A 14,705-nucleotide genomic window follows, 5' to 3' on the forward strand; every position below is an offset into this window, starting at 1 on the left:
GGCAGGGGGCCACGTCGCCCCCTGTCGCTTCTTTTCAGAAACCCCCGGCTTTTGCCACATTTCCCCTGGATCACGCTATGACCTCGATACTGGCTGCCCTGGTGATTATTGCCGCGCTGGCAACATTTCTTCTGGGGCGGGTAAAGGCCGTGACGGTTTCGTCAGGCGATCAATCTGCACTGCATTCGCGCCCGTCCTATCACGGGTTCTTTGGCTTTCTGGTGGTCCTGCTGGGCGGGCTGGGGATGCTGGTGGTGGTGACCGTCGTTTCGGCCTATCACACCAATACATCCTTGATGTCCCAAATCGGGGACATGGCACCGGACATGGTCTATATCGAACGCCAGCTGGTGCTGTCGGATGCTAAGGCGTTGGCCACCGGGCAGGTGGCGTCCAAATCGGACACGATGCGCCAAGAAATCGCGGCTGAATTTGCATCGTTGGCTACGATCTGGACCTGGATTCGGGGCATTGCCGTCCTGGGCGTCATCGCCCTGGGCGTGATCTATTCCCAGCGGCAGATTTCCCTGTCCTCCCGCGCCCGCAACCATTCAGAGCTGATCATTCAGGCAATTCTGGCGGTGATGGCCGTGATCGCGGTTCTGACCACTGTCGGCATTGTTCTGTCGCTGATCTTTGAAACCCTGAACTTCTTTGCCAAGATCGACTGGCGCATCGACAAATTTCTGTTTGGCACAACCTGGAGCCCTCTGTCTGGTGTGCACACCGGTGAAATGGACGCAGACAAGGTCGGGGCCATCCCGCTCTTTGCCGGGACGCTGCTGATCACGTTGATCGCGATGCTGGTGGCGGTTCCGATCGGATTGTTTGCCGCCATCTACCTGTCCGATTTTGCCACCCCCCGCGTACGCGCCTGGGCCAAACCGATGCTGGAGATCCTCGCTGGGATCCCGACTGTGGTCTATGGCTTTTTCGCAGCCATCACCGTGGCTCCGTTCTTTCGCAACTCTGGCGAGGCGATTGGTCTGTCGATTGCGTCGGAATCGGCGCTGGTGGCGGGGATCGTCATGGGGATCATGATCATCCCCTTCATCTCCTCCCTGTCGGATGACGTGATCAATTCGGTTCCCCAAACGCTGCGCGATGGGTCCTATGGTTTGGGTGCGACCAAGGCGGAAACCATCACCCAGGTCGTCTTGCCCGCGGCGCTTCCCGGTATCGTGTCGGCCTGTCTGTTGGGGTTCTCGCGTGCTGTGGGCGAAACCATGATTGTGGTGATGGCCGCAGGTCAGGGTGCCAATCTGACTGCCAACCCATTCGAGGCCGTGACCACGGTGACCGTGCAGATCGTCATGCTGATCACCGGTGACACCGAAGCAGAAACTGCTGCCGGGCCGGCCTTTACCCTGGGGTTCACTCTGTTCTGCGTGACCCTGTTGATGAATGTCGCTGCGCAACGGATCGTTGCCCGTTACCGCGAATTGTATGATTGATCGGACCTGAAACGATGTCAGACATCTCCCAGACCCCGCATGGCTCGTTGATCGAGGCCGCGCAATCCGACAAACGCCTGCGCCGCCGCAAGGCCAAGGTGACCCGGCTCAAGACCTATGGCATTGCTGCCATTGCCGCCTCTGGCCTGGCTTTGGTGTCGCTGTTGTCGTCGGTTGTGGTCCAGACCTCGTCGGCGCTGACCGAAAGCTATGTGACATTGCCGGTGACCTTGTCCGAGGACACGGTTGACCCCAACGGAGAACGCAACCCCAAGGAAATCCTGCGGGCAGATTTTGCGGGATTGACTAAATCGACCCTGCGAGAGGCATTCCCATCCGTCAAGGCGCGCAAAGCCAAACGCGAAATGTATGACATCGTTTCGGGCGGGGCACCTTTTGAACTGGCCGCGATGGTCAGTGCAAATCCAGATCTGGTGGGGCAGACCATCGACTATCGGTTTCTGGCATCGGATGTAACGGATCTGTATCTCAAGGGCAGCTACGGGACGTTGGACCGTGTCGATGTGTCCGGTGCGCTTAGCGTCGAGATGGACGGGAAAGACGCTGTGATCACGTCGACGTCTGACGATTTCGCCAATATGCTGGCTGTGGTCAAACGCGATCTGGTGGCTGATGCTGCACATCTGCGACGCAAAGCGGCGATGCAGAATAATGGTGCGGCGGTTTTTGCAAAACGTGCACAGGACGCGACTGTCGAAGAAGACGTCCAGAAGAACCGCAAACTTTCTGCCGCGCGCGCCGCCGAACGCGATAACCTGCTGCAACAGGCAGCTGATCTGGACGCAAGGGCCCAGGACACATCCGCGCCCGAAGAGCTGACACGCGAAAACAATTCGCTGATGGTGCGGGTGGGTGACGGTTGGATCAAGCTGACCCAATTGTCCCCAACCCAGGCACACGGCATTGTTCTGACCCCACTGAGCGGCGCCGCCAACGCAGTGAGCGACTGGGGCCTGTTCACCACTGAACTTCCCGAAGCGTCGCGCAAGGTGTCTGACTTGTCGATTGCCCTGATCGAAGATCTCCAGGCACGCGGCGCAATCGACAGGGTATTCAATTGGCGGTTCTTCACCGCCAGCGATTCCCGCGAACCTGAACTGGCCGGGGTATGGGGCGCGGCCATTGGGTCGTTGCTCACCATGCTGGTGACTTTCTCTCTGGCGTTCCCGATTGGCGTGTCGGCTGCTATCTACCTGGAAGAATTTGCACCCAAGAACCGGTTCACGGCCTTTATCGAAGTCAACATCAACAATCTGGCGGCGGTTCCGTCGATCGTGTTCGGCCTGTTGGGGTTGTCGGTCTTCCTGGGGGTTTTTGGCGTGCCGCGTTCGTCGCCCTTGGCCGGTGGCATCGTGCTGGCGCTGATGACATTACCAACGATCATCATCGCCGCACGCGCCGCGATCAAGGCCGTGCCGCCCAGCATCCGGGATGCGGCGTTGGGGGTCGGGGCTTCGAAACTGCAAGCGACGTTCCACCATGTCCTGCCGTTGGCGATGCCCGGCATCCTGACCGGTACGATTATTGGCATGGCCCAGGCGCTGGGGGAAACCGCTCCATTGATCATGATCGGGATGGTCGCCTTTATCGTCGATATTCCGACCTCGATCACTGACAGCGCCAGCGTTCTGCCGGTGCAGGTGTTCCGCTGGTCGGACTTCCCGGAACGGGCGTTTCAGGCAAAAACCGGTGCTGCCATTGCTGTATTGCTGTTCTTTCTGGTGGCGATGAACGCCGTCGCTATCATCCTGCGCCGCCGGTTCGAACGCCGTTGGTAAGCCGCGCATCAGAGGTATAAGATCATGAATGACATGAGAATTGTGGAGAGACACGTGGACACCCAACACGTCAAAATCGCGGCCCGGAACGTTCAGGTGTTTTACGGTGACACCCACGCCATCAAGGACGTGAATGTGGACATTCAGGACAAGACTGTCACCGCCTTTATCGGCCCGTCCGGTTGTGGGAAATCAACCTTTCTGCGGTGTATGAATCGGATGAATGACACCATCGACAGCTGCCAGATCACTGGTGATATTCTGTTGGATGGGGAAAACATTTATGACAAACGGGTCGATCCGGTTCAATTGCGGGCCAAAGTGGGCATGGTGTTTCAGAAACCCAATCCGTTTCCCAAGTCCATCTACGACAATGTCGCCTATGGCCCCAAGATCCACGGCATGGCCAAGAACAAGGCCGAGCTGGATGTGATCGTCGAAAAGGCTTTGCGACGCGGTGCCATCTGGGATGAGGTCAAGGATCGTCTGGACGCGCCAGGCACCGGTCTATCCGGCGGCCAGCAACAGCGTCTGTGCATCGCCCGCGCTGTGGCCACCGAACCCGAAGTCCTGTTGATGGATGAACCCTGTTCGGCGCTGGACCCCATTGCGACGGCCCAGGTCGAGGAACTGATTGACGAGCTGCGTCAGCGGTTTTCGGTCGTGATTGTCACACATTCGATGCAACAGGCCGCCCGTGTCAGCCAAAAAACCGCGTTCTTCCACCTTGGCAACCTGGTCGAGTTCGGCGAGACAGGCCAGATTTTCACCAACCCCGAAGATCCACGCACCGAAAGCTATATTACGGGCCGTATCGGCTGAGCCCCGGGATCAGCCCCAGGAACGACCGCAAGAACAGCCGCAAGAACAGCCCCGGAAAAACCCAAGGAACAGATCCATGGTAGACCAACATATCGTATCCGCCTTTGACCGTGATCTCGAAGGGATCCAAGCCCAGATCATGAAGATGGGCGGGCTGGTTGAAGAGGCGATCATGAAATCCGCGCGCGCGCTGGAAGCGCGCGACGAAGAGCTGGCCGAAACTGTGCGCGCCGCTGACAAGGCCGTCGATGCTTTGGATGAATCCATCAATGAAGAGGCTGCCCGCCTGATTGCGCTGCGGTCTCCCACAGCAGGGGACTTGCGGCTGGTTCTGACCGTGATGCGGATCTCGACCAATCTGGAACGCATTGGCGATTATGCCAAGAACATCGCCAAACGTACCGGTGTTCTGGCTCAGGTGCCTCCGGTCAACGACAGCACCGCGGCTCTGCGGCGCATGGCGCGCGAAGTCGAACGTATGCTCAAGGACGCATTGGATGCCTATATCCAACGCGACGTCGAATTGGCCCAGGACGTGATCGAACGCGACCACGAAGTCGACCAGATGTACAACGCCCTGTTTCGGGAATTCCTGACATTCATGATGGAAGATCCCCGCAACATCACGCCGTGTATGCATTTGCATTTCATCGGCAAGAACATCGAACGCATGGGGGACCATGTAACGTCCGTCGCCGAACAGGTCATCTATCTGGTGTCCGGGGAACGCCCCGATGAGTTCCGGACCAAGGCCGACATCACCAGCACCACTCCGGTCGAGGGTTAACCCATGTCAGCGGACCAACCCAGCGTTCTTGTCGTCGAAGATGAAATGGCCCAACGCGAAGTGCTCGCCTATAACCTCGAAGCCGAAGGGTTCCAGGTGACCCGCGCCGAAAATGGTGAAGAAGCGCTGTTGCTGGTGTCCGAAGTCATGCCGGATATTATTGTTCTGGACTGGATGATGCCCAATCTCAGCGGTATCGAAGTCTGCCGCCGACTGAAATCGCGCCCCGAAACCCGGTCCATCCCGATCATCATGTTGTCCGCCCGCACCGAAGAGCTGGACAAGGTCCGCGGCCTGGAAACCGGAGCGGACGATTATGTTGTCAAACCCTATTCGGTGGTCGAACTGATGGCGCGGGTGCGAACCCAACTGCGTCGTGTGCGTCCATCGACTGTGGGGGTCAGGCTGGAGTTTCGCGATATCGTGCTGGATTCGGAAACCCACAAGGTCAGCCGTGACGGAGACCCCTTGAAACTGGGCCCGACCGAATTCCGACTGTTGTCGACCTTTATGGAAAAACCCGGTCGGGTGTGGACGCGCGAACAATTGTTGGACAGGGTCTGGGGGCGCGACATTTTTGTTGATACCCGCACCGTTGATGTCCATATCGGCCGGTTGCGCAAGGCGTTGACACAATTTGGTGGGGATGACCCGGTGCGGACCGTGCGTGGTGCGGGGTATGCCTTGGGGTGATCCCAATTCGCATCGACAAGATACTCGGGGATCCGCTCTTCATCTGGCCAGAAATATCCCGGGGGAGTCCCTGCCTGCAGGGACGGGGGCAGAGCCCCCGGTTTGTCCAGCCCCAGGGGTCATCGGGGCAGTGGATCTTCGGGCTGGGCCTTGGTTGACATCCAGTCACGAAATTTGACCAACGCGGGGCCATCGGCCTTGTTTTCAGGCCAGACCAGGAAATAGGCCCCCTCGCTCTCAACGGCTTCGCTGTGCAGCGCGATCAACCGCCCTGTGGCCAGATCCTGTTCCACCAGATATTCAGGCATCAACGCCACGCCAAGCCCGTGCAAGGCGGCTTGGGTGATGGTTGCAAACTGGTCGTACAACGTCCCGGAGAGGTCCACATCACCCGTCTGCCCCTGTTTGTGAAACCAGTCACGCCAGGCATGGGGACGGGTTTGAATATGCAGCAACGGCAGGGACAGAATATCCGCAGGTGTTGTCAGCCGACGCTCCCCCAACAGCCCCGGCGCACAGACCGGGATGACTTGTTCATTGCGCAATAGCATCGACTGAGTGCCCGGCCACATCGCATCCCCAAAATGGATCGCAGCATCAAACCCGTCAGAGGCAAAGCTGAACGGCACCAGACGGGTGGTCATGTTGATGGTTACATCCGGGTGCAATCGGGCGAATTCCGGTAGCCGTGGCATCAGCCAGCGCATCCCGAATGTGGGCAGGATTGCCAGGTTCAAGGTTCCGGCCAACGGCGCGGCCTGTAACCGCAGGGACGCTTGGGCGATCTGGTTCAACGCCTGGCGAATTTCGGTGACATAGTCCCGCGCCGCAGGGGTAAGCGACAGCCGTTTGCGGTCGCGCTGGATCAATGTGGTGTCCAGCTGTTCTTCGAGCGATTGCAGCTGGCGGCTGACTGCGCTTTGGGTCAGGGACATTTCTTCGGCCACAGCCGATGCGCTGCCCAATCTGTCCAGCGCCTCAAGCGCGCGCAGCGCGGAAATTGATGGGGTAAAACGGCGCGGTGCAATCATAATGTATTCCGAATTCTCATGAAGTCATGTGAAATAGGCGATTTTATTTGCTCTTTACTCATAGTATGTCCAGTCCAAATTGGCAAATTCAAGGGCTGACATCATGACCGAAGCTTCCAAACCTGCACTGCGCGCCAAAGACGCCCCCGATCTGGGTCGTTTCAACTGGGAAGACGCGCTGCGTCTGGACGACCAACTGAGCGAAGAAGAGCGCATGATCGCCGAGTCCGCCCGCGCCTATGCACAGGAAAAACTGCAAACCCGTGTGACCGAGGCCTACGCCAATGAACACACTGACCCGGACATCTTTCGCGAGATGGGGGAGATGGGCCTGCTGGGCACCACAATCCCCGAGGAGTACGGTGGGTTGGGGTCGAACTATGTGTCCTACGGTCTGGTGGCGCGCGAAGTTGAACGTGTCGACAGCGGCTATCGGTCGATGATGTCGGTCCAGTCTTCGCTGGTGATGTATCCGATCTATGCCTATGGCAGCGAAGAACAGCGCCAGAAATATCTGCCAAAACTGGCAAGCGGCGAATGGATCGGGTGTTTCGGACTCACCGAACCAGATGCCGGATCCGACCCGGCCAGCATGAAAACCCGCGCGGAAAAGACCGATGGTGGCTATCGGCTGACCGGATCAAAAATGTGGATTTCGAATGCGCCAATTGCGGATGTCTTTGTTGTTTGGGCCAAATCCGAAGCCCACGGCGGTAAAATTCGTGGCTTTGTCCTGGACAAGGGCACCAAGGGGCTGAGCGCGCCCAAGATCGAAAACAAGGCGTCCTTGCGCGCCTCGATCACCGGGGAAATCGTTTTGGACAGCGTCGAAGTTGGCGAAGAAGCGCTGTTGCCGCATGTGCAGGGGCTGAAAGGTCCATTCGGCTGTCTGAACCGGGCGCGCTATGGCATCGCCTGGGGAGCCATGGGCGCTGCCGAGGCCTGCTGGCACGCCGCCCGTCAATATGGTCTGGACCGCAAACAGTTCGATCGCCCTTTGGCCAACACCCAGTTGTTTCAATTGAAACTCGCCAACATGCAGACTGAAATCACCCTGGGTCTGCAGGCTGCATTGCGCGTCGGGCGTCTGATGGATCAGGCCAATGCCGCGCCCGAGATGATTTCGATCATCAAGCGCAACAACTGTGGCAAGGCGCTGGAAATCGCGCGCCACGCCCGCGACATGCACGGCGGAAATGGCATCAGCCTGGAATTCAATGTCATCCGTCACATGGTGAACCTGGAAACGGTCAATACCTATGAGGGTACGCATGACGTGCATGCGCTGATCCTGGGCCGCGCACAAACAGGATTGCAGGCGTTCTATTAAGCCCTGGTTTCCACGCTGACAAACAAAGCCGGGCCACTCCGATGGTCCGGCTTTTTTGTGTCCTTGTCTTATCCAGCCTGGTTGAGTTCGGACAAAAGAAGGCTGGAAGTGACGACCTCTGCGGGCCCAGGCGTCTATCGCCATTCCCGTCGTTGAACCCTGGCCAGATTTTGGGAGGACATTCTGGACGCCCTGCAAATGATCGACAGGATCGTCACCCGCGCCCATCATCAGGCAGCTGGCTCCACAAGGGGGGGCTGCGTAGCAGTGTTTTGGCTATGAGAACTGAGATCACGTCGGGCCAAACATCCGATACCTGAGGTTCGATCTTGTCATGGACGACAATCTACCGGAGCCCAGCGCGCTGCTGGCGGATCGTGGCCATGACACTGACCATACTCGGAACAACATGGATAAACGCGATATCCTAATTCAGATCCCAATGCGCAAGACTTGCAATATGCGCCTTGGCGTAGATCGCATGCTTTACCGGTTGCGCACCACGGTTGAGCGGTGCCTCAACAAGCTCAAGAATGTTCGGCCGTCGCAACCCGCTTCGACAAGACTGTTGAATGCTTCCTGGGCGTCATCGACATCGCATCACTCCTCCTTTGGATACGCCATTTGCCAAAAGGGCCTAGCAGCGAACACTCCAAACCAAAATTTCGTTGCGGTGGCGACCCCGTGGCGATTGAATAGGAATATGGTCAAGGTCTGAAAGCAAAAAAGCCCTCTAAGAGGCTAACCTTAAAGGGCTTTTTATGGCTCCGGCGGTAGGGATCGAACCTACGACCAATTGATTAACAGTCAACTGCTCTACCGCTGAGCTACGCCGGAACGGTGCGCGTTCTATAGCTTGGGTTTTGGGGTGCGTCCAGAGGGGAAATAGTGATTTTTTCCGTTTTTCACCCACACCTGTGACAGGGGTGTTTAAACCCTTTGAAATGTTGATTTGGCAGACAGTGGACCCTGTGGTTCCACAATGGCACGACCCGTCAAATCGACCAGATGCGCGAGCACATTGCGTTCGGCGGCACCCATCAGGGCAGCGGGGGTTTCCAGGTATATCTGCTCGGCCAGGGCACGGGCTGTGGCTGGACCGCCGTCAAGGGCATCGATGATGGCCGCTTCGCGAGACAGGCGATGTGTGATCAACCAGTCCAACCTTTCCATCGGGTCGCTGACTGGGGCACCGTGCCCGGCATGAAAGACCGACCAGTCTCGGCCACGCAGGCGATTGCATGAGGTCATGAAATCGGTCAAGTCGCCTTCGGGGGGCGAGACAAGCGAGCTGGCCCAACCCATCACGTGATCGCCGGTAAAACAGACGTCATTCCAACCCAATGCGATATGATTGCCCAAATGACCAGGCGTATGGATAACCTCCAGGGTCCAACCATCGCCCTGGATCAGATCACCATCTGTGACAACCTGATCGGGTAAAAAGTCGTGGTCCACACCTTCTCCGCCAGCCACAAGGCCAGAGGCCGCGAGCTTTTGCATCACCACGCTGCGCCCGGCCTGGGCATCACCAAAAGCCAGGATGGGCGCGCCCGTGGCCTGAGACAATCTGCGCGCCAGGGGGGAATGGTCCAGATGGGAATGGGTGACCACGATATGGGAAATGCTCTGTCCGGGTTCCACCGCGGCCAGCAGCGCCTGTAGATGTGGGTCACTGTCGGGACCCGGATCAATGACGGCCAACTGTCGGGTGCCCAGCAGATAACTGTTGGTGCCTCGATAGGTCATTGGGGATGGGTTGGGGGCCAGCACGCGGCGCAAACCGGGGGCCAAGGTTTCAGGCAGACCGGGAACCGGGTTAAAGTCATCGGGCGGCTGCGTCATGTCTAATGTCCTGTTGCGTCTTGCGAATCTGACCTGTGCTGTATTCACACCACTGATCTGGCACTATAGGCTTAGCGCATGTTTTTCCATTGGCTCAAACAATATATGCCGCGCAGCCTGTATGGGCGGGCCGCATTGATCATGGTGTTGCCGATTGTGGTTTTGCAATTGGTTGTTTCAGTTGTGTTTTTGCAAAGGCACCTGGAGGACGTGACCGTCCAGATGACCCGCACGATGGTCCGCGAGGTGCGGCTTGTCGCGCAGCAGGCGGATCCGTCGCAGACGTCGCAGCAAATGGTGGCCCGGGCACAGCCCATTCTGGATGTGTTGAATATGGGGTTGCGCGATGTCGAGCCGGACGAAGCCCCGTTCACAGACGACATCGGTTTGATTGATTATTCCGGGCACGTGGTTGCCGACACACTCTATCAGGTGTTTCCAGAAACGCTCGCGGTTCAGTTTGCGGACAACAGGGTGGTGCGGCTGGTGTTTCAGTCACAGATCGGGCCAATGGCCATAACGTTTGACCGGCGCCGGGTGACGGCGGCGGCACCGCATCAGTTGATCGTGACCATGTTGTTCTTTGGCATGTTGATGACGGTGATCGCCTTTTTGTACATGCGCAATCAGCTGCGCCCGATCAAACGTCTGGCCGAAGCGGCGCAAGCCTTTGGTCGGGGCCGTGTCGAGCCGTATTGGCCAACTGGTGCGACCGAAGTCCGGATCGCCGGCAGCGCGTTCCTGGACATGCGGGCCCGGATTGAACGTCAGATCGAACAGCGCACCATGATGCTGTCAGGGGTCAGCCATGATCTGCGCACCCCCTTGACCCGGTTGCGGTTGGGATTGGCCATGATTGACGAAGAAGATGCCGAGCCGCTGTTGCAGGATGTGGATGACATGCAGAGTCTGCTGGATGCATTTTTGGATTTCTCACGTGGGGCAGGCCAGGGCACACCCGAAACGATTGTCCCGGACGTGTTTCTGCGTCGCGCGGTCGAGGATGCCAAACGGGAAGGCAAGCAGGTCGAACTGGGAGAGTGCCAAGGAACAGGCGACATCAAATTGCACCCGACGGCCATGCGCAGGGCGGTCGATAACCTGATCGGCAATGCGGTGCGTTATGGAAACCGTGCAAAGGTGTCTTATGTCCTGTCGGACAAATCCCTGCGGATCCGGGTCGAGGATGACGGACCTGGGATCCCGGCCGATCTGCGGGGCGATGCGATCAAACCCTTTACCCGGCTGGATCCAGCGCGCAATCAGAACCAGGGCAGCGGCGTTGGTCTGGGGCTTGCCATCGTGGCCGATATCGCCCGCGCCCACGGTGGCACTCTCAGATTGGGAGAAAGCCGCGAGCTGGGCGGATTGCAGGCAGACATCGTGATTGCCCGGTAACTCCGGTCAGGTCGTCAGTCCCCGAGATGGCGGGCTGATATTGACGGGCCGATATCCGGGGTGACCGCGCTGGCGGGCGTAAACGCTGTCATCAATCGTGTGATCGGCGGGGATGGCTCGGGGCTCCTGCATCGGCAAATACCAGAGCGGGCCACATTTTCGGCGGGGCCAATGTCGCCGTTCTCGGGTCTTGAGGATCAGGTATTCCAAAGGCAACCAGCCGGCGGCCATCGAATTGTGGATCGGGGCCAGCGCATAGGGGTTATGCCAGGGGGCGTTGGCATCGGTGTCCGCTTTTGGCAGGGCGTGGACCAGATGATCTTCGCGGAATTTGCGGTTCAGGCGAAGGTGCCGACTGGGCTCTGGCGCGGCAACATCATCGCATACGGCGTCTTCGTGATCGGCCTGAATTTCGGCCTGTTTGAGAGCGTCCAGCATCCAGCTGAGCGTCAGCTTGCCGATTTCGGCGTTTTGACCCGTGCTGCCGCCTATATCGCTGTGATATCCTGGGAACCAGCGTTGTTCGACATATTGTTTGCGCTTGTGCGCCGCATGGTGAAACCGGTTCGGGTAATAGTCGGTGGGTTTCCACGGCAGGGGGCGAAACATCGACCTTTTTTCATCCACCGCCAACGCATGCAGCACGATGCGCACCGACGGGTTGTGCACGACATTGGCGTGGGTCGCCAGTTCAAAAACCGAACCAATGTCGGCCAAGGTCTTGATCGGGTTTGGAAATCGGATCATCGACGCAACTGTATCGAACAACCCTATCGCGCGAATCGGGACATTGGGCCGCGGACGCAAAACTCGGACATAGGCCCGCAAACGGGCAAATGTCACAGCGTCGTCCGCATCGCGTTTGGATTCTGTTACCGCGCGATAGGCCCGAAAGGCTTCGGTCACCAAATGAAGGCGTTCCGGGGCCAACAGGCCAAAATTGTGCAGAAATCCCAAAAGAACCCGCGACGCATAAGCGCCGCGCGAAAATCCGAACACATAGATCTGGTCCGCCTCGGGAAAGCCCGTTTGGGTGCCGTCCCGATAATGACGGGCGAGAAAGGAATAAGCCTCGAGCACATCGTTTTCCAACCCTCGGCCAAACGCCTGTCCAGCTAGCGCCTTGAGGTTGCGGACCAGCGCGGAATCAATCAACCGCGGACCTTCGAGAGTGCCAACGCCAGGGACATAGTGTTTCAGTTGGGTGCTGTCATCCCGCACACCGGTGTACAGTTTGAGGACATTGCTGTCCGTCGCCCCGATTTCGTTACCAGTGCCATCAAAACAAATAATAATTTTGCGCGGTGCCATCCCAATACCCCAAACGAAGAATACTGTCAGTATGGCACGAAATACATGAAACAATAGGGATAATTACCTGCCCCGAGCACAGGCATCGGGGCAGGTGGGAGGATCGGGATCAGCCGCGGCGACGGCGACGACGTCCGCCACCGGCCTCGCCATCCCCACCGCCGGTGTTGAAGTTCACCTGAGGCAGCGTCACCACCTCGGCGAGGATCGGAAAGGGTTCTGCCGAATTCGGCAGCGCCGAAGCATTGACGAAATGTTCCTGAAAACGTGGCTCAACCGCGGTTTCGATTTTTTCGATCTGGCGTACGGTCTCTTCGATCTCTCCGCGCGCCTTGGTGTTGAGCAGGGCAATCCGTGCGCCCGTTCCGGCGGCGTTCCCTGCCGATGTCACCTTGTCCAATTCACAATCGGGGATCATGCCTAGAACCATGGCATGTTTGGCGCTGATATGGGCCCCAAAGGCCCCGGCCAGCACCACCCGGTCCACATTCTGAACATCGAATTTATCCATCAACAGACGTGCACCGGAATACAACGCCGCCTTGGCCATTTGAATGGCGCGGATGTCGGGGTTGGTCACGGTGATGGTTGGACCACCTTCGGCAGATCCATCCCACAGCAGATAGGCATTGGTGCGCCCGTCCTGAACACAGCGCGGCGTCCCGACCTGTTCGGCTGATCCGATCAGACCGCTGGCATCGACGATACCGGCCATGCGCATTTCGGCGATAACCTCGATAATGCCCGAGCCACAGATACCGCTGATGCCGGTGGTGGCAATGGCCTGATCAAATCCGTCTTCGTCGGACCAGATGTCCGAACCGATGACCCGGAACCGCGGCTCCTTGGTTTCGGGGTTGATTTCGACCCGTTCAATGGCACCCGGTGCCGCACGCTGGCCGCTGGAGATCTGTGCGCCCTCAAAAGCAGGGCCAGTGGGCGATGAACAGGCCAACACCTTGTTCTTGTTGCCCAGCAGGATTTCGGCATTGGTGCCCACGTCGACGACCAAAACCAAGTCTTCGGATTTATCCGGTGCCTCGGACAACGCCACCGCAGCGGCATCCGCCCCTACGTGTCCTGCGATGCAAGGCAGCAAATAGACGCGGGCGGCCGGGTGGATGTTCAGGTCCAGCTCCACCGCGCGCAGCGACAGCGCATTCGACGTGGCCAATGCAAACGGTGCCTGACCCAATTCGAACGGATCAATCCCAAGGAACAGATGATGCATGACCGGGTTGCACACAAACACCGCATCCACGATCAGCGCCTTGTCAATCTCGGCCTCAGAAGCGATCTGAACAAACAGCGCATTCATGCCTTCGCGCACGGCGTTGGTCATCTCCTGATCGCCACCCTTGTTCATCATCGAATAACTGACCCGGCTCATGAGATCTTCGCCAAAGCGGATCTGTGGGTTCATGATACCGCTGGAGGCCACGACCTCGCCGGTTTGCAGGTCGCACAGATGCGCCGCGATGGTGGTGGACCCAAGGTCAACCGCCAACCCGTAGATCGAACCTTCGTAATAGCCGGGCCAGATGTGCATGATCTTGGGCGGGTGATTGTCATCACCCAGATGCACGGCCACGGTGACCTTCCAGCCGCCCTTGCGCAGGATCGGCTGCATACATTGCAGGATGTGCAGATCGGTCTGCACGTTTTTCAGTTCCCACTGAACGTCCAGCGCTTCGATCAGACGTTCCATATCGCCCGACGGTTTGTGCATGTCGGGTTCTTCGACCTCGACATAGAACAGGCGGGTGGACGGGTTCATGATGATGTCACGCGCCTCGGCGCGTTTGCGCACCACCTGACGGTGAACCTGGCTTTCTGGAGGAACGTCGATGACCACATCGCCTTCGACTTTGGCCTGACAGCCCAGACGGCGGCCATCAATCAGCCCACGCTTGTCCTTGTAACGCTGTTCAACCTTGTTCCATTCGCTCAGCGCGTCGTCCTGTACGGTGACGCCGTGTTTGGAAAATTCGCCATAGGACGGGGTGATCTGACATTTCGAGCAGATGCCGCGGCCGCCGCAAACGGAATCGAGATCGACTCCCAATTGGCGGGCTGCTGTCAGGACCGGGGTGCCGACAGGAAAATGCCCGCGCTTGCCGGACGGGGTGAATACGACGAGGGGATCGGTGGTCATTCGTCTGCCTTCTTTTTTGCGCGTGTTGCGCGAACAATATGGTGTTGCGCAAAAAGGAAAAGGCAGTCGGCGTCACTTTC

At 58.3% G+C, this 14,705-nt stretch carries 11 protein-coding genes, 1 tRNA gene and 1 pseudogene; 8 read left to right on the top strand and 5 right to left on the bottom strand.

Features of this window, described 5'->3' with window-relative positions; genetic code table 11:
* Window positions 1-77 precede the first annotated feature (77 nt).
* The 5 genes from pstC (at window position 78) to phoB (ending at window position 5,555) form a co-directional block, all read left to right on the top strand.
* Window positions 78-1,454 (top strand): PstC family ABC transporter permease, encoded by a 1,377-nt coding sequence (pstC, locus tag QEZ52_RS10915; protein ID WP_406644375.1) that lies wholly within the window; start codon window positions 78-80, stop codon window positions 1,452-1,454.
* 14 nt (window positions 1,455-1,468) lie between these two features.
* Window positions 1,469-3,253: a phosphate ABC transporter permease PstA gene (gene pstA, locus QEZ52_RS10920; protein ID WP_406644376.1), complete on the top strand. Its 1,785-nt coding sequence runs from the start codon at window positions 1,469-1,471 to the stop codon at window positions 3,251-3,253.
* Window positions 3,254-3,277: 24 nt separating this feature from the next.
* Window positions 3,278-4,075: a phosphate ABC transporter ATP-binding protein PstB gene (gene pstB, locus QEZ52_RS10925; protein ID WP_406644377.1), complete on the top strand. Its 798-nt coding sequence runs from the start codon at window positions 3,278-3,280 to the stop codon at window positions 4,073-4,075.
* 76 nt (window positions 4,076-4,151) lie between these two features.
* Window positions 4,152-4,862 carry a phosphate uptake regulator PhoU gene (gene phoU / locus QEZ52_RS10930; protein WP_406644378.1) on the top strand — a complete coding sequence of 237 codons (711 nt, stop codon included), beginning with the start codon at window positions 4,152-4,154 and terminating at the stop codon, window positions 4,860-4,862.
* Window positions 4,863-4,865: 3 nt separating this feature from the next.
* Window positions 4,866-5,555, top strand: coding sequence for a phosphate regulon transcriptional regulator PhoB (gene phoB / locus QEZ52_RS10935; RefSeq protein WP_406644379.1), 690 nt, complete (start codon window positions 4,866-4,868; stop codon window positions 5,553-5,555).
* A gap of 119 nt (window positions 5,556-5,674) precedes the next feature.
* Here the strand turns inward: phoB and QEZ52_RS10940 are convergent, their stop codons facing one another.
* Entirely contained in the window at window positions 5,675-6,586 is a 912-nt protein-coding gene (locus QEZ52_RS10940) for a LysR family transcriptional regulator (RefSeq protein ID WP_406644380.1), read from the bottom strand.
* Between the two features lie 103 nt (window positions 6,587-6,689).
* Between QEZ52_RS10940 and QEZ52_RS10945 the strand changes: the two genes are divergently transcribed.
* Together QEZ52_RS10945 and QEZ52_RS10950 are read left to right on the top strand one after the other, a co-directional pair.
* Complete coding sequence (locus QEZ52_RS10945; RefSeq protein WP_406644381.1) at window positions 6,690-7,916, top strand: acyl-CoA dehydrogenase; 1,227 nt, start codon at window positions 6,690-6,692, stop codon at window positions 7,914-7,916.
* Between the two features lie 132 nt (window positions 7,917-8,048).
* Window positions 8,049-8,543: pseudogene (locus QEZ52_RS10950) on the top strand (IS5/IS1182 family transposase); the annotation flags it as partial.
* A 135-nt stretch (window positions 8,544-8,678) separates the two neighbouring features.
* Here the strand turns inward: QEZ52_RS10950 and QEZ52_RS10955 are convergent.
* Together QEZ52_RS10955 and QEZ52_RS10960 are read right to left on the bottom strand one after the other, a co-directional pair.
* Window positions 8,679-8,753 (bottom strand) — tRNA-Asn (locus tag QEZ52_RS10955).
* 93 nt (window positions 8,754-8,846) lie between these two features.
* Window positions 8,847-9,761 (bottom strand): MBL fold metallo-hydrolase, encoded by a 915-nt coding sequence (locus QEZ52_RS10960; RefSeq protein ID WP_406644382.1) that lies wholly within the window; start codon window positions 9,759-9,761, stop codon window positions 8,847-8,849.
* A gap of 78 nt (window positions 9,762-9,839) precedes the next feature.
* On the opposite strand from QEZ52_RS10960, the gene QEZ52_RS10965 reads away from it, so the two are divergent.
* Entirely contained in the window at window positions 9,840-11,159 is a 1,320-nt protein-coding gene (locus tag QEZ52_RS10965; protein WP_406644383.1) for an ATP-binding protein, read from the top strand.
* Window positions 11,160-11,165: 6 nt separating this feature from the next.
* Here the strand turns inward: QEZ52_RS10965 and QEZ52_RS10970 are convergent, their stop codons facing one another.
* Window positions 11,166-12,470, bottom strand: coding sequence for a T6SS phospholipase effector Tle1-like catalytic domain-containing protein (locus QEZ52_RS10970; RefSeq protein ID WP_406644384.1), 1,305 nt, complete (start codon window positions 12,468-12,470; stop codon window positions 11,166-11,168).
* Window positions 12,471-12,579: 109 nt separating this feature from the next.
* The gene (locus tag QEZ52_RS10975; protein ID WP_406644385.1) at window positions 12,580-14,625 is read right to left on the bottom strand and encodes an ASKHA domain-containing protein; all 2,046 of its coding nucleotides are present in this window, start codon (window positions 14,623-14,625) and stop codon (window positions 12,580-12,582) included.
* Window positions 14,626-14,705 lie beyond the last annotated feature (80 nt).

Source organism: Aliisedimentitalea scapharcae (genome assembly GCF_045277565.1).
GTDB lineage: Bacteria > Pseudomonadota > Alphaproteobacteria > Rhodobacterales > Rhodobacteraceae > Aliisedimentitalea > Aliisedimentitalea scapharcae.